We start from the raw sequence: 20587 nt of genomic DNA, 5'->3' as shown, positions 1-20587 counted from the left end.
ATTTCTCAAGGAGAAAAAGTTTTATACTGACCGTAAAACCCGCGTTAGGGATAGCAGCGGATACCTGCCCGTGCCTAAGGCCTGTGCAGTATGAGCGGATAGCCCGACCGGAGGGAACGCCCATAATTCAGTTGCCAGTTGTGAGTAGGCAGTTGGCACTCAGAAAAAAACCGGAAATCATCAACACCCGGTTCAGCATTTGCAATGCTCTATTATATAATATATAGAAAGATAATCGCCGATAGCTCACCTGACGCTAAGTTGTGTACCTCTGGCACACTAAAAATCTGTTGAATTTTATTTCTACAAACCTTTTGCACCGCTGGTGCAGCCTGTCAATCTCTTAATTTAATAACATTGACTTCCGGCGTACCACACTTGAGCCGTTTGATTTTTTACAAACCTTTTGCAACTCTGGCGCATTCTGACAATTGGTTAACATTAAAGATGCTTTGTATAGCAGCGTTATTTAAAAGAGTTCCTAACTTTTCATTTTCAATATCTAAAACGATTTATAGAAATCTATATTTGTTAAATAACCAGTTTAAACACAATACATCTTTATGGAGGATAAACCGCTACGGAGCAGGCAATGGTTTGGTAAAAAGGGCAAGGATGGTTTTATATATCGTGCATGGATGAAAAACCAGGGCATTCCCGCACATCAGTTGCAAGGGAAACCCGTGATAGGCATTTGCAACACATGGTCGGAACTTACGCCCTGCAATGCTCATTTCCGGGAATTGGCACAATCTATAAAAAATGGCATCTATGAAGCCGGCGGTTACCCGGTTGAGTTTCCGGTAATGTCGCTGGGCGAAACTTTGGTTAAGCCTACTGCCATGCTTTACCGAAACCTGGTAAGTATGGATGTGGAGGAAAGCATTCGCGCCAATCCGCTGGATGGCGTAGTGTTACTTTGCGGCTGTGATAAAACCACTCCTGCATTGGTGATGGGTGCCTGCAGTGTTAATATTCCTACTATTGTTGTTTCGGGCGGTGCTATGCTAACCGGTAAATACCGGGGCAGGGATATAGGCACGTCAGATATCTGGCGCTTTTTTGCCGATCATCAAACCGGGCAAATGAACGACGAGGACCTTTACACCGCCGAAGCCTGCATGGCCCGGAGCCAGGGGCATTGCGCGGTAATGGGTACTGCATCAACCATGGCCTGTATGGTGGAATCGCTGGGGCTTTCACTGGCAGAGAACGCGGCCATCCCTGCGGCTGATTCCAGGCGAAAAGTTTTGGCGCATTTATCCGGCAACCGCATTGTTGATATGGTGCGGGAAGATCTGAAACCTTCAGATATCCTTACCCGGCAAGCTTTTGAAAATGCCATTACCGTTAATGCGGCTATAGGTGGTTCTACCAATTTTATTATTCACCTGCTGGCCATAGCGGGCCGTATTGGTATTGATTTAAATATGGATGATTTCAACACCTCCGCCCGTAAAATACCATTACTGGCTAATCTGCAACCATCGGGCAAATACTTTATGGAGGATTTTTATTATGCCGGAGGTTTGCCGGCACTGATGAAAGAACTACATGAACAGCTTAACAGCGATGCGATAACGGTAAGCGGACATCCGATATCACGAAATTATAAAAACAGCGAATGTTTTAATCGCGATCTCATAGCTCCGGTTGATAATCCTTTTAACCCAACAGCAGGCATAACTGTACTCAAAGGCAACCTTTGCCAAAACGGGGCGGTGATTAAACCATCGGCAGCGAGTACCGCTTTAATGCAGCATACCGGCAAGGCGGTTGTATTTGAAAATATAGAGGATTTTAACCATCGGATCAATGATCCGGTTTTGGATGTGGATAAAGACAGTGTACTGGTATTAAAAAATGCCGGACCAAAAGGCTATCCAGGCATGCCGGAAGTTGGCAATATGCTTATCCCTAAAAAACTGGCCGATCAGGGCATTACTGATATGGTACGCATTTCGGATGGACGGATGAGCGGCACCGGTTTTGGCACCGTGGTATTGCATGTATCGCCCGAGGCTGCAATTGGCGGTACATTGGCCGTGGTACAGGATGGCGACATAATTAAACTTGATGTACCGGCTGGAACTTTGCACCTTGAAGTAAGCGACGAGGAAATTGCCGAAAGAAAATCGAAACTGGTATTAAATAACAATATCAGCAAACGCGGATACACTCATTTATACCAAACCCATGTAGAGCAGGCGCACCTTGGTGCCGATCTGGATTTTTTAAAGGGAAGTTCGGGCAGTGAGGTTTTGAGGGATTCGCATTAATAAATTATAAAATAACAAATAAGCTTTGAGCGAGGGTCTGTCAGTCTGAATGAGAGAAAATTGGGATCTGTAAAGGACGGATAACATTAGGTGTCGAGGGGCTGTCATCCTGAGCCTGTCGAATGACGCGTGCAGAGGCCTTACCCGCTATGCTTCGACTGGCTCAGCATGACACCCATTTTTTGATTATGTGACGGGTAGCCTTACCGAAGCATGACAGCCAATAATAAGTTAACCAACCATCAACCTAAAAAATGATAACTGATAAATTTAGCGGGCAGGTAGCCATAGTAACAGGCGCAGGACAAGGGATAGGTTTTGAAATAGCGAAACAACTAAGTACCGCCGGCGCTGCCGTGTTACTGAACGATTTAAGTGAAGAACTGGCAACCCAGGCGGCAGATGCTATAAACAGCATGGGTGGTAATTGCTACCCAATGGCGGGCGATGCTTCGGATATTGATTTTATACAGCAAATGGTTGATGAAGCCGTGCAACGTTACGGTAAGCTTACTATTGCTATTGCCAATGCGGGCATCACTTTGTTTGGGGATTTTTTGAATTATCCGGCCCAATCCCTGCAAAGTGTCATGAACCTTAACCTGCAGGGCAGTTTCTTTTTGGCACAAAGGGCAGCCAGGCAAATTGTAAAACAAAAAAGCGGGGGAAGCATCCTGTTCATGTCGTCGGTTACGGGGCACCAGGCCCATCAGGACCTTGCGGCTTATGGCATGACCAAAGCGGCTTTAGAAATGCTGGCCAAAAGTTTGGTTGTTGAACTGTCGCAACATCAAATTACCGTAAACACCGTTGCCCCCGGCGCTACACTAACCGAGCGCACCCTGGAAGACGCCGGGTATCAAAAAACCTGGGCCCGCATCACACCAATGGGGCGCGCGGCTACGGTTGAAGATGTGGCAAATGCCGTATTGTTTTTAGTATCTCCCGGTGCAAAGCACATTACCGGGCAAAACCTGGTTGTTGATGGCGGATGGACGGCGGTTAGTACTTCGCCTTATTAGGGTTTGGTGAATGGTTGATTGGGTTGATTAGGTGAGTGGTTGGAAAATTCCAAAAACCAGATTTACGAAGTTTTAAAAACTTCGTAAATCTCAGTCTATGTTCAGATTATTCAACAAATAATCAAATGTAAACTTCGGCTCGTAGCCAAAGTATAGCTTAGCCTTTTCGCTTACATAAACCCTGTCTATACTTTTCGGGAACTCCCAGCCTTTTGCTTTATAAATAGCTTCAGCATCCGGATAGTGTTTTTTTACTACTTCGGCAGGGTTTTGCTTGAGCTGAACCAGTTCATCTTTTTTAAAAGGTGAACTGCTGGTGATATTAAAGATCTCAAATTCCGGAAAAGTTTTCTCCAAAGCCAATCGTAAACCTTCGGCGCCGTCACGTTCATCCAGCCCGCGGTAAAGGCGATGATTTAATTTAAGATTATCAGCCTCTGGCAGGAAACGACCAACCCGGTAAACTGATGTTTGCAATCCTTCGCGATAAAAAAAATCTTTACAAAGCTGTTCGGCAGTTTGTTTGGTGATATCATAGATATCACGGGGTTTAATCATTAGCTCTTCATCAACCCAAACAGCCCGACTGTCATCAACCATCGCATCGCCATAAATAGACGTTGTACTGGTGTACATCAATTTTGATACGCCATTGGCTATACACGCATTGAGTAAATTAAGCGTGCCATAAATATTTACATCGATAAATGCCTCGCGGGGATAGTTCAATTCATAATGTTTACCATGGATGGCGGCAGTATGAACAATTGCATCAATGTTTTTGGTGATGGCTAAAACGGCCTCTTTGTTCAGGATATCGATCTGCTCATCAGTTGTTTCAGCCGGGATCACATCAATACCGGTAACATCATGCCCATGCGAGCATAAATGTTTAACCGTAACAGCCCCTAACCTGCCCGATGAACCTGTAACTAAAACACGCATTTTTTAATGACCCGGAGCTATAGCCAATATTCGTGTCCACTCCGGGTGACGCTTAAGATATGATGCCACGTAAACACAAAGCGGCACAAGCTTCAGGTTATGTTCTTCGATATAGTTGAATGCTTTTTCGACTATAGCCGACGCCACACCTTTACCTTCCAGTTCAACCGGTACTTCGGTATGGATCAGGTAAATTTTATCATCCTTTTGCTTGTAATCGATAAAAGCGCGGTGGCCTTCAACATGCAGTTCAAAATTATGGATGGCCTCATTATTTACCAGGGGAATTTCTTCGTATTTCATAGCTGTATTTATTACGGGGTTAACAAATGTATAAAATGTTAACCCCGTTTAATATAAATTACTTTTTAATTCCCCACACCGATACCGTTCCCGCTTTAACTTTAAACTCGGCCCAGCCATCAGCAGTAATAATTACTTCTTCACCATCGTGCTTGTTCAGATAGTCAACAAATATTTTGCCCGCGTGCCCGGCCCCAATCTCCATTTCTTTAAAGCCATCCTCGCTGTTTGATAGTACAACTGCACATCCGGAATCTTCATGGTCTGTATCGCCCTCGCGGGTCCAGCCTATACAATTAGGGTGGTCAAAATAATCGCGCTGGGTACCGTAGGCAAGGTTTTTCCTTACATAAAGTAAGGTTTCCAGTTCAGCAACTATTGGCAGCTCAATGCTATATTCCTTTCCATCCCCGCCTTTATCGGTATATTTTGAGCCGTACATATCGGCGTAAAAAACACAGGGATAACCGGCTTCGCGCAGCAAAATCAGCGCATAGGCAAGCGGTTTAAACCAGGCGTCAACCGGCTGCTCCAACGACTGCAGCGGCTGGGTGTCATGATTTTCAACCAGTGTAACGGCACGCTCGGGATTGGCACTTACCAGGGTATTATCAAAAATTGTGGTGAGATCATAATCTTTACCTGCTTTTGAAGCTTGATGAATATTATCATGCAATGGCGCGTCAAAAAGCGACATACGCCCTTCTGTTGCCTCAATATATTTTAACAGTTTGGGCAAATCAAAAGCCCAGTACTCGCCAACGGTAAAAAACTCATGCTTAAACTCATTGCGCATATAATCAAGCCATTCGTTATAAAAGCCATGATCCATATGTTTAATAGCATCGAGCCGGAAGCCATTGAACTTCGCGGTTTCAAAATACCACTTGCCCCAGTTTTTCAGCTCCTGCCTCACACTTGGGTTGCGGGTGTCAATATCTGAAAGCATGAGGTAATCGTAGTTACCATTTTCATCGTCAAGCACATCCTCCCAGCCTTCGCCATATTGGTTTTGAATACTGAATATGGCGGTTTCCTTTTTATAGGCATCATAGTCGATACCAGAAAAGCACTGCCAGTCCCATATAAATTTGGAGTATTTGCCTTTACGGCCAGGAAAGGTGAATTTGGTATACGCCCCTATCTCGTAAACATCGCTTATAAATTCGTTACGGTTAGCCGGGTCAACCTTGCGGGCGTTCACTTTTTCAATTTCGTCGGCCCCGCCCATGTGATTTAGCACCACATCAACATAAACCTTTAATTGGGCTTTTTGCGCGGCAGCAATAGCGTCAAGGTATTCCTGCTTGGTGCCGTATTTTGTGGGTATGGTACCTTTTTGATCAAACTCACCAAGGTCATAAATATCATAAACATCATACCCGGCCGAATAGCCACCGCTTGCTGCTTTGTAAGCCGGTGGCAACCAAACCGAGTCGATCCCTTTTTTCTTTAGATTTTCCGCGTCATTTTTTAACTGATTCCACAATCTGCCTCCGGCGGGGTAATACCATTCAAAAAATTGCAGCATTGTAAAATTTTCCATGCGTTTAAATTAAGTATGCCATTTTATAGTTGATACTTAACTAAATATACGCAGAAAGGTTTTATCGGGCCTTAACCTCAATATTAAATCACTGTAAATCAAAAAGCTCAGGAGGCGTGCATTTGATGGATTTTTTCTTTGGCACTATCCAGTAACGACTCATTACAACCACTTTCGTCAACAAGCTCGGCAATACGGTAGCTATAATATTCACGCTTCAAAACCGTAGGCGTAATACCAAACACGTTGGCAAGCAGCATCAGTTTTTCGGGATTGAAAGCAACCTCGCCCCGTTCTACCTGGTTTAAATTTTCTGTTTCTAAACCGAGCTTTTCGGCCAGTGCCGGCTGTGTTATGTTAAGTAAATTTCGTTGCTGGCTAATGAAAAGGCCAAAATGGCTTAAAGTGGGCATTGAATTGCGGATGTTAACCGCCGGGGTAACTTCCGCAGCCTCATAATCGGTATTGATATGTTGTACAAACAGATGCCTCGCACTTTTAAACAACATAGAAAAACGATAAGCCATCTGATCGAACAAGCTTTCGTCTATACTGTAATTAACATTGCCCTTGATCCCGTAAACTTTCAGAATGCCCAGGTTTTTAAGCTCGGCCACATGTTTGTTTATGGTTTCGATGTTAAAGGGGATCTCATAAAGCATTTCGCGCTTTACCACATTATTATGTTCAATAATGATCCTGATAATGGCTACCCTTACCGGCAGCGCCAGGGCCTTGGCAAAATTTGATAACTCTTTATCGTTATCGTCAAAATTGGTATATGAATAGGAAAGTGGCATTTTAATAAATATGAAAGTTTATCACGCTTAAAACCGCGGATAAACAATGGTGACACGGCCCGGAAGCCGGATAAAATAAACCGAAAATCAACTAAAATAGAGTTGCCGCAGATAGGTTATCAATTACTGAACGGCTTTGCCATCCGTTAAACAATAATTTGCCGGTTGACCAGATACAGAGGATGGGATAAAGTTTTACTGAGGTTTAAGAACCTGATATGCCGGTAGGTAACCCGCTTCCTAAATCCGAAAAGAAAAGGGTATAACAGTAGTAAAAAGCAGGAGAGCCTTAAACGTAAACTGACAACGGGGTGTGCCAATTTTTTTTGAATGGCCGTCATTATGGACAGGTTACCATCCCGGTATTGAATTATCCTTTTGCTAAATGATTTATCGAGCAGGAAGATGTTGATTTTTACCGGAGGATGCTGCCTGTTAAAGATCATGAAACCAACAAAAGGCTTGGCCACAAACATTAGTGTAGCAAACAATAAGACAAGCTTAAGTTTATATTGCGGTTTCATTAACGTAAAGTTATATCTCTAATTTAACCTCAATGTTAAATTTCAGATTACATCAAAGTTATCTGAAGATTATTTTTGCGCACTAATTACAAGCGCGCCGTAATTGAGCAGCGCTGTTCCACTTGTATTCTGCGATTGGAACAATGCCGCAACCTCTTCCTTTATTTTATTCCTGGTCGGCTCATCGGCTTGCGACATGGCAGCTACTATTGGGGCGCCAACTTCCAGCATCATTTGCCAGTAACGGTCAAAGCTTCCGTAGTCTACCTGTCCGGCTATTTCACTTTGGGTTATATCATTAAAACCCGCCTGCTTTAACAAATTGACAACAACATCCGGCTTTGCACAGCGAAACATACCCGGCGCTCCGGGAGCCGGGGCGGGCAATATCACGTGCTTCTGGATAACACTCATAATGGTGGTAACCCAGTTATTTTGTTCGGGGCCTGCCCATACAGCAGTGGCAAAGCGGCCACCAGGCTTTAGTACCCGGTAAATTTGATTGGCAGCCAACTGCATATCTGGAAAAAACATGAACCCCATGCGGCAACTGACGGCATTAAATGATTCGGTGTCAAAGGGCAACTCGCTTACGTCCGCAATTTGAGCTTTGTAATTTTTTACTCCCTTAGCCGCGGCATTTGCCCTGGCTATTTCCAGCATGCCTTCGGCGAGGTCGGTACCCGTTACTGTTCCATTAGGTGTTAAAGCAGCAATGGTTAAGCCGGGTTCGCCGGTACCGGCGGCAATGTCCAACACATCGTATCCATCTTTTATTTTAAGGTTATCAATAATAGCATCGCCCATGGGTTTTAAAAAACGCATGTTAAACTCGTCCCACTTTTTCCATCCGGGCGAAAATTTATTCCATGATTGCTTTTGCTGATCACGGATTTCTTCCAATTGATTTTCCATAGCCAATAATAATACAGTATGATCAGCATAAATTTAACACAATTACCGTCAATATGTTACATCAAAAATCCCCTCATTATTTAAAACAAAAATCCCCTGCCGGTTATGGCAAGGGATTTAAAGACCTTAACTACAAATGCTATTTATCTTCCCGTATCGCTTTCATGCCTTTAGTCCAGCGCACCAGTTGGTCAAGCATGATCTTAGCGTTTTTATCCAGTCTTTCATCCGCGGTAAAATTATTATCCTCGTCAACAAACTGATTCAATTGCGGGATATTGACCATTTCGCCAAGGGCTACATTCTTTAACGAAAGCAGATCTGTTTTTAAACTCATAACCGCCCTTACACCGGCAAACGGACCAATAGAATAGCTTACAATGCCGCTTGGCTTATAGGCCCATTCGTGTACCAGGTATTCTATGGCATTTTTAAGTGGCGCGGGATAGCTGTAATCATATTCGGCAGTCACAAAAATAAAAGCGTCGGCTTCTTCAATTTTGGCGCTCCACTGCTTGGTGTGCTCATGTTCATATTGTTTTAGGGCCGGGTGAACAGGCTCGTTCATCAGGGGTAGGTTAAGCTCGCCCAGATCAACCATTTCGGCTTCAAAGCCATGATTGTTAGCCACCTCGGTTATCCATTTCGCAACAGCAGGCCCTTTACGGCCCGGACGTACGGTAGAAGTTATTACTTTGAGTTTATACATGTTTATCAGTTTAGTTGCCGTAAATATTGGCAATTCAAGGCAACTACACCTAAACAAAAAACAACATTGATAAAAACTTTACAAATACTATTTGAGTATCAGCACTGGGTTTGTAGCGTTTATTGACAAGGCCTCCGTGATACTGCTATGGGTTAAATTATAGAAAAAGCTATGTTTGCCCGGCAAAGCTATGATCAGTTGTACAGATTGCTCTTTGGCAAAATTAAGTATCCCCCGTACAATATTTTTATCGTCCGAGTAGTGAAGCTTACACTCATAGCAATTTACGAGTTGTTTTACCGAAGCCTCAAACTCCTCTTCGCGCCCGATGTGTTTGTTTTTCGGGTCGACATAAAGCAGCATCAGCTTGGGGTTAAGCCAGCTGTGCGAGGTATTAAGCCCTTGTAAAACACCAAGCCGGGCTACGGCTTCAAGATCACAGGGCACCAGTGCCTGCTCTATTTTCTGATAATTACAATTGGGTGGGATAACCAGCACTTTTACAGAACTGCTTTTTGCGATTTCGATAACCTGCTCGCCAATCATGCTTAGTTCGTGCCCCATATCGCCCCCAACAATCATCAGGTCGGGACGCTGATCATCAACTACATCATGTATGGCCCTGATAATTGGCTCGGTGCTAACTACTGTTTCTATCTCAATATTTTCGTGGCAGCGGTTTTTCAGTTTTTTCATGAGCTCCTTAAGCTCAACTTCAATTTTTTGCCGTTCATTTTCAATATCATCCGGGCTTATCAGCAAATAGTCTGGGGAGGGAAGGATTTGTTCATATACCGATGTGTAATAGCTTTTAAGGAGGATAATTTTCTTTACCGGCATATCACACCCCATATCGGCTGCATATTTAATGGCGTTGGTATTGGTGTCCGAAAAATCTACAGGTATTAATATAGTTTTCATAACAAACAATTTAGGTACGTACGAGACCCGTGCGCTTAATGCTAAATTTACGATTTGTTTAACTATTTTAATACATTATTTTGTTGTTAAAACTCCAATAAAACCTTCCCTCCTTTATGATAAGCCAAAGCCTGCCCAAACTCATCAACCGGGTAGGTCGCCGCCGGCGAAAGCTTAAATTCGGCCCGGCCGATAGAGTGTACCAGATGGCTGATCATATGTGTCCGTTCCTCGTGCGATAAGCTCTCAACATATCCCCTTACGCCAAATCCTTTAATCATCAGGTTTTTAAAAACAACTTCCGCATTTAAATAAGATGTTGGTTTTGGATCAAGCAGTCCATAGACAATAAGGCGTCCGCCTGGAGAAAGAGACGAAATTATTTCGGTAGCCAGGGTACCGCCAACCGCATCCAGCGCGGCTTTGATCCCCTTGCCTTTAGTAAGCTCATTAATTGTTTGCTTAAGCTCGCCGGGGGCCAGCACAATTACCTGTTCGGCCTTTAGCGCCAGTAACTCTTGCTTTTGTTCTTCGTGGCGTACGGTGGCTATTACGCAGATCCCTTTTTCGGCGGCCAGTTGTATTATGATGCGCGATACTGTAGAGTGACCGGCGGTGAGCAGCAGCCAATCGCCACTTTTTACTTTTGCTTCCTGTATTAAACCATAAGCGGTATATGGATTAAGCGTTAATTGTGCAGCTTTTTGTACCGGAAAAGTATCGGGTAATAATACTACATCCTGCTCATCAACTATCACGTATTGCGCCCATGCCCCTATTTTGCTAAATGCTACAAGGCTCCCCCTGGGGATAATGCTATCGTGACCTGCTTCCTCTACATAACCTGCACCTTCCAGGCCAGCTATTTGGGGTAGCACGGGTTTATAGCGGTATTTCCCTTCGATAAAAAGCAGATCGGCCGGATGTATAGGACTGGCCTTTACCCTGACAAGTAACTGGCCGGGGGCCGGTTTGGGGTAAGCCAAATGTTTTAGCTGAATCACATCAGCGGCATTGCCCGCCTGCTCAAAAACCAATGCTTTCATAGTTGAAATACAATTTTCAGCTATGAAAGTTTGAGTTATGCCAATATACGGGCCCTAAAATTTATAGCCCAAAGCTATACCCAAGCTCCTGGTTTTTGTGCTTTCGTAAATATATCTGTCATTTCCCTGGATATTAGCTATCCCTAAGTTATAAACAGCGTTGATCATAAAACCGCTATTTAACGCAAAGCCCGCAACCGCGTTCGCGCCGTAATCAAAACGTTTAAAATTACTAAAGTCATCATTACCGAATTTCGCATTAAAAGGAGGTGAAGCTGCTAATGATGAAGCATTTGGCAAAACCGGATCCACAGCAGGTGTAAACCTGCCCGATAAAGCATTAGCAATATAAGGTCCGGCACCTACATAAAAACCACCACCCTGCACCGGGATATTATATATCAGGTTAACAGGCACCTGTAAATAGTATAAGCGCCATTTGCCGTACGTTCGGTAAATAATATCACCGCTTATTGCATTTTGGGAGCTCTGGCTGCTTAAAGCATTGAAAATAATGGCAGGCTGCAATGAAAATCTGTTAAAATTAAAGCTGGCAAAAGCTCCCGCAAAATAACCGAACCCACTTTTGTCGGCCTTATCAAGCTTGATATCTGTACCGGGAGTGCGCGATAACGAAGTTGTCGCAATCCCCGCTTTAATACCAAACTGAATAGCTTTGGTTTGAGCCGATAATTTTAAGCATGCCAATAATAACAGGAATGATAAGGTTAAAGGTAATTTCATATTTGTGAAAGTTTGGTTTGTATATCAATAATACGGGCATACACAAAAGAATGCTACACCTGATTTGAGTTTTTTTGTCTCCCCTGGGCCTCTCGGTGTTTAAGTTAACCTGCAAAATTAATAGTCAAATGTCTATTGCCAGTGGAGTAATCAGTATAAGTTGAACCCCTCTGGGGTTCGGATAAGGGCGAGGAAACATCATTTCTACAAACCTTTTCCCCCTCCGGGGGATTTTACAATTTAATAAAGATCATGTTAGTTTTAGATGCTTTGAAAGACAGATGCACCAGAGGTGCAAAAGGTTTGTAGCATAAAAAATATAGAAATATCCTTTGCCCCAGAGGGGCAAAACAAGACGCCTTGCTCATCAAACGACAAAGCACTTATGTCTCCTCAGGGTCCTCTCCGAGAGACCCTGAGGAGACATAAGCCTTTCCTCTTAATGATTATCGCTTTTAAAACTTGATGCTAACGCTCAATGTTCCGCGGGTTGGATTTTGCGGCGCCAAACGGAACGACCAGTATTTTTCGTTGGTAAGGTTATCCAGTTTAAAGCCTACGCGGTATTTAGGCTGATCGTAAAATACCGTAGCATCAACTGTAGTATATGACGGTATAGTAAACTTGAATGTTTGCGTATTGGTTTGGTACGAATCGCTGCCGTAATTGCCGCCCACACCAAAACCTAAACCCTGAACGCTGCCATGCATAATACGGTAACTCATCCAAATGTTTGCCAACCTGGCCGGGCCCGAGTTAGCCGGGCGCAAACCCTGCACAGAAGCCGCTCCGTTAGTTATTTTACTGTCGTTATAAGCAAAACCGGCAACAATGTTAAAACCGCTAACGGGATTGGCTATAACTTCGGCTTCAATACCTTTGCTTAATTGGGTACCAGCCTGTGTTATAAAACCTGGATGGGCCAAATCGTCCATGATGGTATTGGTTACATTAATATTATAGTAACTTACGGTTGAACTTATTTTATGATCCCAGGCATCAACCTTTACACCGCCTTCCCACTGGTTGGCATACTGGGGCTTGAAAGTTGAATTATCAAAGGCTGTGGCCGTAGGCGTAGCATTGTTAAACCCGTTCATGTAGTTGCCAAATAATGAAATCTGATCTTTAACTAACTGGTAAACCAAACCAAATTTTGGAGATAACGCCGTTTGGCTAAAATTACCGGTTGTTTTACCATTGGCCGGGGTATAAGCGCCTTTGTTTACAAACCTATCTATCCTGAGGCTGGCCATCGCGTTCAATCTTTCGGTAATATTAAACACATCCGAAACATAAGCGGCATACGAGCTTTGATTATTCTGCACGTACGAATTAGCGTTAGGAGCTAAAGCCGCTACCAGCGATGATATTTTATCGACATTAAAGTTATTGTAAGCCGCGCCAGGATTTTTATAGCTGATACCAGGCAGGGTAACCGTATAGTTTGTCCAATTGCTTCTTTGGTTATAATATTCCAGACCGGCAACTATACGGTTACGAAAATGGCCGATCTTAAAATCGCCGATAAAATTTTGCTGAACATTGGTAATATAGTAAGGATAATCCTGGCTGATGGCCTGCTGCTTAATCAGGGTATCGGCCAAGCTTAGCTGCGTAACATAACCTTTGGTTGATGAGTAGGTTTTGTTAAACATGGTTTGCGATTTCCAGTGATCCGAAATTTTATAGTTGATCAGCGAGTAAAGATCAATCTGCCTGCTCAGGTAATCAACACTGTTGTTAGCGAATGAGCGTTTATAATCGATACCGAGATCTTTGATATTATAAATTTTCCCTTTGGCATCCGGAGCAAGCCTGTATGCCGATGTAGCATTTGAATTACCTATTTCAGCATCTACATCAACAGTTAAGCGGTCGTTAACAATGTAAGTAATACTTGGGGCAACAAAAATACTACGTGTAAAGCCGGCATCCTGAAAACTATGTTCATTATGCAAGGCGGCGTTAACCCGAAACAGCACGGTTTTATCTTTATTCAACGGCATATTAACATCCGCGGTAAGGCGATTAAGGTCAAAGCTGCCGGTTTGATAGGCTATTTCGGTACGCGGCGTTTCATTGGGTTGCTTGGTAACCCGGTTAAATAAACCGCCAAATGAAGCAAGGCTGCTGTTGTACAATGTACCGGTAGGGCCTTTTATAGCTTCAATCTTTTCAATATCCGCAGGATCAATGCTGTTAAAATTGTAACCGGCAACGCTGTTACGGATAAAGTTACCGGTAACAAAACCGCGCGATAATAAGGTTGTGCGCCCGTTGTTATAAACCAAAGGCACGCCGGTACCCGGGATGTTTTTAAAACCATCTACATAACTGGTTACAACCTGCTCTTTCATCAGCTCGCTGGTCACTACGCTATATACCTGCGGGTTCTCAAGGTTTTTTAACGGCAAACGGGCAACATCTTCAGTCTCCTTTTTCAGGAATTTGTTGTGTTTTGCGCTTTTTACGTAAACCTCCTGCAAGTCTTTTGCGCCCTCGGATAAAACAAAGTTCACTGTTGTGGTTTCGCCTGCGGTAACGGTAACCTGTTTGGTTTGAGTTTGCAGGCCGATAAAGCTGGCAACTATGGTGTAGGTGCCTGTCGGAACATTTTTAATGGTGAAATGCCCGGTTTGTCCGGCGGTGGCACCAAACTGCGTATTGGTTAAAACTACATTCACAAACTCGGCAGCTTTACCGTCAGCTGTTTTTACGGTACCTTTTATTGAACCGGTAGTTGTTTGAGCTTTTACATTGATACCTAACAGCAAAAGCATCAGCAGACAGGTAAAAGCTTTAAAGAAATTATTTTTAACGTTTATTACGGCAGACTTGCCAAACGCGCAAATAGGGGTAATTGTAAAACGCATATTTTACTTAAATAATAAATTGATTAAAGGATCAGCATTAACTGAATCCCAGCCATGAAGTTTTGGCGACCAGCAAGACCGGATTTGGGCGCAAAGGTATATTTATTTAGATTAATTACAAATAAGGTTTTAAAATAGTAGTTATTTAACTGATATAGAGAACCTAACAATTAAACAGAATGATAACCGTAAATCATTTAAATACTGTAAAATTAACCTGAAGAGTTATTTAAAATTGAGTAAAAGCGAGGCTTTTATTTGCTTTACCCTCCCGGATGGGAAAGTTTAAGAAGAGAGTGGCTGTTTGCCAGTAAGGCTATTAGAGGCTGGGAGCTCCAACTATCAATCTATACCAACCCGCTTATTCAAAGCGTCATTGGTTGTTTTGTAAAACCGTTCAAGGGGTATTTCCAGTTCATGAGATCTGCCGGTATCCAGCAACTGTTTTTGTTGCTTTACAAAACCGGTGACATCCTCAATGCGGGAAATTTGCTTTTTTCCGAAGTTTTCAAGCATCTCCCCTTTTAATCCCAATTGTATTGCCCGGCGTTCCTGTTTACGTCCGTAAGGATCATGATCCGGATCCCATTGCAGGCGTACTTCTTTCTCATTTAAGTCGGCCCGCCATTGTTCGTGGCTATCATGATATTGGGGATTAAAGGACGATATCACGGCTTCATTTAAAATGGCCTCGAAATCTTTTTTCTGAATCCACAAAGCCAGCACACTTTCCTGGTTTTCTTTTTCGGCCCAGCCGCAGCGGTACATCATCCATAAAAAATTGGGCTTAATCCACGACATACGATTGTAGCTGTATTCGCTTCCACCCAAAAACTGGTTTTCAGCAGCAAACCTTGCAATACTTTTTTTGTAGGCCTGGTAAACTACAATTTCCTGATCTGTTTGATGGGCAAGGATGTGCTGCCCTGTTTTGGGCCAATGTTCAAGACCCTGATTGTAAAATTCTGTTATAATATTCATACTATAATATAACGAATTTTCAGGACAATATCAAGAGGCCCTTAGAAGTTGTTTAGAATTGATGAATATCGTTTACAGATAGATAAATTTCATTGCCGTTGGTTTTAACCAACGGAGTAATAGATAGCGATGAGAGGGCTTCAGCCCAAATCCACTTGCACAATTGGGCTAAAGCCAGGATTTTTCATTATTCTTCACCGTTGGTTAAAACCAACGGCAATGAATATTTTGTAAGAATAAACAGTTCTTACAGACGGGAAATTATACTTTCCCCGGAAAGCTTTCGCTGCCCCGCATATAGCTTCCCAAACGCTTAAGCAGGTAGGTGGCCTTTATTAGCAGTGTCTTATCGGCAACAAAATCGCTGATGTCATCGGCTTTATTCATGAGCTCCTGTTTGTACACGTCTTTAAAATCAAAATAATTGAGCGAAAAGTTCCATTTATCGGTTAAAAATGAAAAAACCTCGCTGTCATTTTCAAGTAGTTGGGAATAGTTTATCACCAGGTAATCATCCGGCTGAAGCTTTTTGAGCGAATTTAGAATAGCTTCATTATAGCTGATCCATACTTTTAAATAGTTTTCGGCATGATCATGGTAAAATGCCTTAAGTCGCCGGGCCCGCCTGAAATGAACCCAAACCAATCGTTGAATATATTTACGGGCCATGTATTTTTTATCAACGTAAACAAAATCGCGCCTGAGCAGTGAGGTAACCACCGACTGATAGTTACGCAAAATCACCAGGTACCTGGCGCCGGGCAGCAACTTGGCGTAGGTATCCAGAAACAAACAAGTACGCGGGTCTTTCCAGGCCCATTGCTCGTAAAGCTGCTGTTTGATACCGATAACCGCCTTTAGCTTTTCCAGTTGGTAAAGCGGGATTTCAATATCTTTCTTGTCAATCAGCCCCGATGTTTCCAGACTATTGCGATCAAGGATCTCTTCGTGCAGCTTCAAAAACTCCATATCCTCAAAGTGCCCGTCAATATTGCCTGTACCGCTGCCGCAAAGGCGCTCGCCAATTTGCAGCCCGCAACGACTAAGCCAGTTGGTTACAAGCGATGTACCTGAACGGTGCATACCGGCAATAATTAAGGTTTGCCTCGGTGTGAATTTGACTGTTGTATTGATCATGGTTTAGTTAATAGCGACCGGTTTGGTATAGTTGTTTGATTTGCGCCTGCTGATAGTTTTCAAGAATAAAACCAGCCAATATTTCTGTAGCATCTCCCTGTTTTGTAATATGAGTGTTGATATACAAATCGGGCGATGACGGGATTTGAAAAGGATCATTAACGCCGCTTAAGTTGGTTACCTTATCCGGATGCCCTTCGGGTAACAGCGCGCGTTTATAAAGGCCTTTGGTATCTCTTTGCATCAGCGTTTTAACAGGGCAATCAATATGTATAAGCTTTACATCAGGGTATGTGGCTATCAGTTCCCGGCGAATAACATCATAGGGATTTATAGCACTGATAATTGTTACCACGCCGTGTCCGGATAATTTGCCGGCGATGAAGCCAAGCCTGCGGATATTGTCGAAGCGATCTTCCTTAGTATAACCTAAATTTGGAAACAGCTTTTGGCGATATACGTCGGCATCAATAATTTCAACCGGAACATCGGTATCAGACAGTCGCATTTTAACATTTTGAGCAAGGGTAGTTTTACCTGATCCGGATAAGCCGCAAAGCAGAATAATCATAAGGTGGTGTGTTAAGCGTTAAATAATAATCGTTGTTTAACCCGTTATTGTAGGCTTAACGCAAATATTTCAAGCGAAATTGCCGTTAACACTTTGTGTATCGATACACAGGTATATTGTATCGATGAACCGGTAAATGACGTAGACGGAGAGAAGGGAAAAAGCCTGGCGGCAATTATGCGTTTGTTTTTTGCATGCACCAGGTTGTCATACAGCGCAGGTTTTGCACGTTGGTAGTTTTAATAGGTTCATAAAGTTGCGCAGCCAGTTCGCGGGTATACTCAAGCAAGATATCTTCATTTACCAAAAAACGTTCGGAGCCGTCCGGCAGTAAATAGCGGTAATTACCAAGAGGTTGCACCAGGGTTTCGATACCTATATCAGATGCCAGCCTGGCAAAAAAGTAACCGCCGGGTTTCAGTACGCGCCACAACGAACGCAGCATATTGTCAAAATGCTCGGCATCATTGGCAAAGTGCAGCACCGCGCTGCAAATTACCAAGTCAAACTGAGCATCGTCGAAAGGTAGGTTTTCAACAGCCGACAGTTTAAAATTATCGGGGGAATGATCGGGACATAAATCGGCCGATAGGCGTTTGGATAATTCAACAGCATGCTCGCTTTGATCAACGCCGTACACCTTATACCCGTTCTGCAAAAAATAGGTAATGTTACGCCCGCTGCCACAACCGGCATCAAGCACGGTGTGGCAATTATCAAAACGACCTTTCAATAACTGATCGAACAAATAGATATCGATATTACCGTATAAATTGCGGAGGTTGCTGCTGTTCATGGCCACGCTGTTTTCAACCCGAAATTACTGTTTTATTAAATGCTGTGGGGAAAACTTATTAACTTTAACTATGGCTACCGATATGCACATCTTTTTGCAGTTTATGAAAAGCACGTTGTTGCCGCTGCCAGGTGTTACTACCAAAATGCATTTTGAGTACCCGGCGTTTTATGTTAACGACAAGATCTTCGCCAACATACATGAAAAGGATGAGCTGCTGGCCATTTATACCACCGAGCGTGAAAAGTGGATAGCGCTTGATCCGCGTACGTATTTCATTACGCCGCATTACCAAAACTACAAATACATGCTGGTACGGCTTGAAACCGTATCGCCCGATGACCTGAAGCTATTGCTGATAACAGCCTACCTTGTCAGGGCCACCAAAAAGCTGATCAGGGAATATGAAGAAATGAAGGCTAATGATTAAAGGTTAACGTAGAGACGCATCACATGAGTCTTAATTGCAAATTATTGCAGTTAAAGATTTCCAAGAGAGCTTATCATACGGGAGACGCATGTGATGCGTCTCTACTAAAATTTCTTCAAATAAAATTAACTATGGCTACCGATATGCACATCTTTTTACAGTATTTGAAAAGCACGCTGTTGCCACTACCGGGTGTTACGCATAAGATGTGCTTTGAAGACCCGGCTTTCTATGTTAATAACAAAATATTTTGCAATATAAAAGAGAAGGACGAGTTATTGGCCATCCATACCGCCGAGCGGGAAAAATGGATAGCGCTTGATCCGCAGACGTATTTCATTACGCCACATTACCAAAACTACAAGTACATGCTGGTACGCCTCGAAACCGTATTGCCCGATGATCTGAATCAACTATTAATAACAGCCTACCTTGCCAGGGCTACCAAAAAGCTGATCAGGGAATATGAAGAAATGAAGGCAAATAATTAATGTTTAATGTAGAGACGCATCACATGCGTCTTACGCCTGCAAATTATTGCAGTTAAAGATTCGCAAGCCCGCTTATCATACGGAAGACGCATGTGATGCGTCTCTACCTAAAACCTCTTCAAATAAAATTTAACGGCTTTTTCTTATGGCTTTATGCCGTTAAGTGCCTCACGGTTAAGGTAAACGTAGATCAAAACTCCAACTACCAGTGCAGCCAGCACAATAAGTCCAATCTTTCCCTTTTTTTTATCCTGGCGTATAAGCCAAACCATAGCGGCTATTAATGGGATAACAAAAACAATGTAAAAAATATATCCTGATGCGTTCATATGCCCCCTTACCCCCCTAAAGGGGGAATGTTAATGTGTTATTTGTATCTAATTCTAAACTTAAGCTTATCCCTCCATAGCTCCCCCTTTAGGGGGCCGGGGGGCTAAAAAGCCATCCTTGCCATTGGGGCAACGTCCTGCCCTATAAATTCGCCTTTTAGGTATTTGTGATAGCCGGCTATGGCAATCATGGCGGCGTTATCTGTACAATATTCCATTTTAGGGATAAAGCTGTTCCAACCGTTTTGCTCGGCCATGGCCTGCAGGCCAAGCCTCAAACCGGTATTGGCCGATACACCACCCGCCAAAGCTATATCTTTTATACCATAAGCCTGCGCTGCTTTTTGCAGTTTGTTAAGCAAAATGGTAGCAATGCGTTTCTCTACAGAAGCACAAATATCGGCCATGTTCTCGCTGATAAAATCTGGATTTGCAGCTACGTTGTCGCGGATAAAATACAGGATAGAAGTTTTTAAACCGCTAAAGCTGAAATCATACCCAGGTATCTGCGGCTCGGGGAACTTATAAGCATCCGGGTTTCCCTGGCGCGCGTACTTGTCAATGAGCGGTCCACCAGGATACGGCAGGCCTAAAATCTTACTGGTTTTATCCATGGCTTCGCCGGCGGCATCGTCAAGCGTCTGGCCTATGATCTCCATATCAAAATAATCTTTCACCAGCACAATTTGTGTGTGCCCGCCCGATACCGTAAGGCAAAGGAAGGGGAACGATGGATTTCTATCGCCTATAAAATGCGCCAGGATATGGGCCTGCATGTGATTAATATCAATAAGCGGGATCTGTTTAGCCAGGGCAAAAGCCTTAGCAAATGAAACTCCCACTAAAAGAGAACCTAAAAGTCCGGGACCGCGTGTAAAAGCTACCGCATCAATATCATTTTTGCTTACTTTTGCGTTCAATAATGCCTGCTGAACAGCCGGAACAATATTTTGCTGATGAACCCTTGAGGCTAACTCCGGGACAACGCCTCCATAGGCCTCGTGTATGGTTTGATTGGCAATAACATTGCTCATGATCACACCATCAACACAAACCGAAGCTGAGGTTTCATCACATGATGATTCGATTCCTAAAATTACGGGCACGTTTGTTTAATTATTGAGTTATTGAATTAGCGAATCAGTGATTTATTATTTAGCGGCAAACCATCTTTCTTCAAAATTGTAGAGGGATAGTAAAGAACTCGCTAAATCACTAATTC

20 protein-coding genes are annotated in these 20587 nt (G+C 43.2%); 4 read left to right on the top strand and 16 right to left on the bottom strand.

Annotated features, from left to right (window positions below; translation table 11 throughout):
- Window positions 1–563 precede the first annotated feature (563 nt).
- Together DUL71_RS28995 and DUL71_RS28990 are read left to right on the top strand one after the other, a co-directional pair.
- Window positions 564–2279 carry an IlvD/Edd family dehydratase gene (locus tag DUL71_RS28995; RefSeq protein ID WP_114941307.1) on the top strand — a complete coding sequence of 572 codons (1716 nt, stop codon included), beginning with the start codon at window positions 564–566 and terminating at the stop codon, window positions 2277–2279.
- Window positions 2280–2533: 254 nt separating this feature from the next.
- The gene (locus DUL71_RS28990) at window positions 2534–3301 is read left to right on the top strand and encodes an SDR family NAD(P)-dependent oxidoreductase (RefSeq protein ID WP_114941306.1); all 768 of its coding nucleotides are present in this window, start codon (window positions 2534–2536) and stop codon (window positions 3299–3301) included.
- Between the two features lie 90 nt (window positions 3302–3391).
- On the opposite strand, the gene DUL71_RS28985 is transcribed toward DUL71_RS28990, so the two are convergent.
- The 14 genes from DUL71_RS28985 to DUL71_RS28915 all read right to left on the bottom strand — a co-directional run bounded on the left by DUL71_RS28985 (window position 3392) and on the right by DUL71_RS28915 (window position 18115).
- On the bottom strand, window positions 3392–4246 hold the full coding sequence (locus DUL71_RS28985) for an NAD-dependent epimerase/dehydratase family protein (RefSeq protein WP_114941305.1): 855 nt from the start codon (window positions 4244–4246) through the stop codon (window positions 3392–3394).
- Between the two features lie 3 nt (window positions 4247–4249).
- Window positions 4250–4549 (bottom strand): GNAT family N-acetyltransferase, encoded by a 300-nt coding sequence (locus DUL71_RS28980; protein WP_114941304.1) that lies wholly within the window; start codon window positions 4547–4549, stop codon window positions 4250–4252.
- A 58-nt stretch (window positions 4550–4607) separates the two neighbouring features.
- The gene (locus DUL71_RS28975) at window positions 4608–6095 is read right to left on the bottom strand and encodes an alpha-amylase (protein WP_114941303.1); all 1488 of its coding nucleotides are present in this window, start codon (window positions 6093–6095) and stop codon (window positions 4608–4610) included.
- A gap of 107 nt (window positions 6096–6202) precedes the next feature.
- Window positions 6203–6895 carry a helix-turn-helix domain-containing protein gene (locus DUL71_RS28970; RefSeq protein ID WP_114941302.1) on the bottom strand — a complete coding sequence of 231 codons (693 nt, stop codon included), beginning with the start codon at window positions 6893–6895 and terminating at the stop codon, window positions 6203–6205.
- A 593-nt stretch (window positions 6896–7488) separates the two neighbouring features.
- Window positions 7489–8334: a class I SAM-dependent methyltransferase gene (locus DUL71_RS28960; protein WP_114941300.1), complete on the bottom strand. Its 846-nt coding sequence runs from the start codon at window positions 8332–8334 to the stop codon at window positions 7489–7491.
- A 139-nt stretch (window positions 8335–8473) separates the two neighbouring features.
- Entirely contained in the window at window positions 8474–9043 is a 570-nt protein-coding gene (locus DUL71_RS28955) for an NADPH-dependent FMN reductase (RefSeq protein ID WP_114941299.1), read from the bottom strand.
- Between the two features lie 87 nt (window positions 9044–9130).
- The gene (locus DUL71_RS28950; RefSeq protein WP_114941298.1) at window positions 9131–9964 is read right to left on the bottom strand and encodes a universal stress protein; all 834 of its coding nucleotides are present in this window, start codon (window positions 9962–9964) and stop codon (window positions 9131–9133) included.
- An 86-nt stretch (window positions 9965–10050) separates the two neighbouring features.
- Window positions 10051–11010, bottom strand: coding sequence for a zinc-dependent alcohol dehydrogenase family protein (locus DUL71_RS28945; RefSeq protein WP_114941297.1), 960 nt, complete (start codon window positions 11008–11010; stop codon window positions 10051–10053).
- Window positions 11011–11064: 54 nt separating this feature from the next.
- Window positions 11065–11754 carry an outer membrane beta-barrel protein gene (locus DUL71_RS28940; RefSeq protein ID WP_114941296.1) on the bottom strand — a complete coding sequence of 230 codons (690 nt, stop codon included), beginning with the start codon at window positions 11752–11754 and terminating at the stop codon, window positions 11065–11067.
- A gap of 455 nt (window positions 11755–12209) precedes the next feature.
- Window positions 12210–14630 carry a TonB-dependent receptor gene (locus DUL71_RS28935; protein ID WP_114941295.1) on the bottom strand — a complete coding sequence of 807 codons (2421 nt, stop codon included), beginning with the start codon at window positions 14628–14630 and terminating at the stop codon, window positions 12210–12212.
- A gap of 342 nt (window positions 14631–14972) precedes the next feature.
- Complete coding sequence (locus DUL71_RS28930; protein WP_114941294.1) at window positions 14973–15611, bottom strand: DUF4291 domain-containing protein; 639 nt, start codon at window positions 15609–15611, stop codon at window positions 14973–14975.
- A gap of 261 nt (window positions 15612–15872) precedes the next feature.
- A complete protein-coding gene (locus DUL71_RS28925; RefSeq protein WP_114941293.1) occupies window positions 15873–16748 on the bottom strand; it encodes a sulfotransferase in 876 nt (291 codons plus the stop codon).
- A 7-nt stretch (window positions 16749–16755) separates the two neighbouring features.
- Entirely contained in the window at window positions 16756–17319 is a 564-nt protein-coding gene (locus DUL71_RS28920) for an adenylyl-sulfate kinase (RefSeq protein WP_114941292.1), read from the bottom strand.
- Window positions 17320–17494: 175 nt separating this feature from the next.
- Complete coding sequence (locus tag DUL71_RS28915; RefSeq protein WP_114941291.1) at window positions 17495–18115, bottom strand: class I SAM-dependent methyltransferase; 621 nt, start codon at window positions 18113–18115, stop codon at window positions 17495–17497.
- A 70-nt stretch (window positions 18116–18185) separates the two neighbouring features.
- On the opposite strand from DUL71_RS28915, the gene DUL71_RS28910 reads away from it, so the two are divergent.
- Window positions 18186–18545 (top strand): MmcQ/YjbR family DNA-binding protein, encoded by a 360-nt coding sequence (locus tag DUL71_RS28910; RefSeq protein ID WP_161964535.1) that lies wholly within the window; start codon window positions 18186–18188, stop codon window positions 18543–18545.
- Between the two features lie 131 nt (window positions 18546–18676).
- Entirely contained in the window at window positions 18677–19036 is a 360-nt protein-coding gene (locus tag DUL71_RS28905; protein WP_114941289.1) for an MmcQ/YjbR family DNA-binding protein, read from the top strand.
- 143 nt (window positions 19037–19179) lie between these two features.
- Here the strand turns inward: DUL71_RS28905 and DUL71_RS28900 are convergent, their stop codons facing one another.
- Both DUL71_RS28900 and tsaD read right to left on the bottom strand, forming a co-directional pair.
- Window positions 19180–19365 (bottom strand): hypothetical protein, encoded by a 186-nt coding sequence (locus DUL71_RS28900; protein ID WP_112574793.1) that lies wholly within the window; start codon window positions 19363–19365, stop codon window positions 19180–19182.
- Between the two features lie 104 nt (window positions 19366–19469).
- Window positions 19470–20471, bottom strand: coding sequence for a tRNA (adenosine(37)-N6)-threonylcarbamoyltransferase complex transferase subunit TsaD (gene tsaD / locus DUL71_RS28895; RefSeq protein WP_114941288.1), 1002 nt, complete (start codon window positions 20469–20471; stop codon window positions 19470–19472).
- Window positions 20472–20587 lie beyond the last annotated feature (116 nt).

Source organism: Mucilaginibacter endophyticus, from assembly GCF_003351025.1.
Classification (GTDB): Bacteria; Bacteroidota; Bacteroidia; order Sphingobacteriales; family Sphingobacteriaceae; genus Mucilaginibacter; species Mucilaginibacter endophyticus.
This window is presented reverse-complemented; position numbering and strand designations above follow the sequence as displayed.

Excerpts from the sequence above, each read along its gene's own strand:
- DUL71_RS28985 (WP_114941305.1), bottom strand. The coding sequence starts at position 4,246 with ATGCGTGTTTTAGTTACAGGTTCATCGGGCAGGTTAGGGGCTGTTACG.
- DUL71_RS28925 (WP_114941293.1), bottom strand. The coding sequence starts at position 16,748 with ATGATCAATACAACAGTCAAATTCACACCGAGGCAAACCTTAATTATT.
- DUL71_RS28930 (WP_114941294.1), bottom strand. The coding sequence starts at position 15,611 with ATGAATATTATAACAGAATTTTACAATCAGGGTCTTGAACATTGGCCC.
- DUL71_RS28975 (WP_114941303.1), bottom strand. The coding sequence starts at position 6,095 with ATGGAAAATTTTACAATGCTGCAATTTTTTGAATGGTATTACCCCGCC.
- DUL71_RS28970 (WP_114941302.1), bottom strand. The coding sequence starts at position 6,895 with ATGCCACTTTCCTATTCATATACCAATTTTGACGATAACGATAAAGAG.
- DUL71_RS28995 (WP_114941307.1), top strand. The coding sequence starts at position 564 with ATGGAGGATAAACCGCTACGGAGCAGGCAATGGTTTGGTAAAAAGGGC.
- DUL71_RS28910 (WP_161964535.1), top strand. The coding sequence starts at position 18,186 with ATGGCTACCGATATGCACATCTTTTTGCAGTTTATGAAAAGCACGTTG.
- DUL71_RS28920 (WP_114941292.1), bottom strand. The coding sequence starts at position 17,319 with ATGATTATTCTGCTTTGCGGCTTATCCGGATCAGGTAAAACTACCCTT.
- DUL71_RS28950 (WP_114941298.1), bottom strand. The coding sequence starts at position 9,964 with ATGAAAACTATATTAATACCTGTAGATTTTTCGGACACCAATACCAAC.
- DUL71_RS28990 (WP_114941306.1), top strand. The coding sequence starts at position 2,534 with ATGATAACTGATAAATTTAGCGGGCAGGTAGCCATAGTAACAGGCGCA.
- DUL71_RS28945 (WP_114941297.1), bottom strand. The coding sequence starts at position 11,010 with ATGAAAGCATTGGTTTTTGAGCAGGCGGGCAATGCCGCTGATGTGATT.
- DUL71_RS28915 (WP_114941291.1), bottom strand. The coding sequence starts at position 18,115 with ATGAACAGCAGCAACCTCCGCAATTTATACGGTAATATCGATATCTAT.
- DUL71_RS28900 (WP_112574793.1), bottom strand. The coding sequence starts at position 19,365 with ATGAACGCATCAGGATATATTTTTTACATTGTTTTTGTTATCCCATTA.
- DUL71_RS28955 (WP_114941299.1), bottom strand. The coding sequence starts at position 9,043 with ATGTATAAACTCAAAGTAATAACTTCTACCGTACGTCCGGGCCGTAAA.
- DUL71_RS28905 (WP_114941289.1), top strand. The coding sequence starts at position 18,677 with ATGGCTACCGATATGCACATCTTTTTACAGTATTTGAAAAGCACGCTG.
- DUL71_RS28935 (WP_114941295.1), bottom strand. The coding sequence starts at position 14,630 with ATGCGTTTTACAATTACCCCTATTTGCGCGTTTGGCAAGTCTGCCGTA.
- DUL71_RS28940 (WP_114941296.1), bottom strand. The coding sequence starts at position 11,754 with ATGAAATTACCTTTAACCTTATCATTCCTGTTATTATTGGCATGCTTA.
- DUL71_RS28980 (WP_114941304.1), bottom strand. The coding sequence starts at position 4,549 with ATGAAATACGAAGAAATTCCCCTGGTAAATAATGAGGCCATCCATAAT.
- DUL71_RS28960 (WP_114941300.1), bottom strand. The coding sequence starts at position 8,334 with ATGGAAAATCAATTGGAAGAAATCCGTGATCAGCAAAAGCAATCATGG.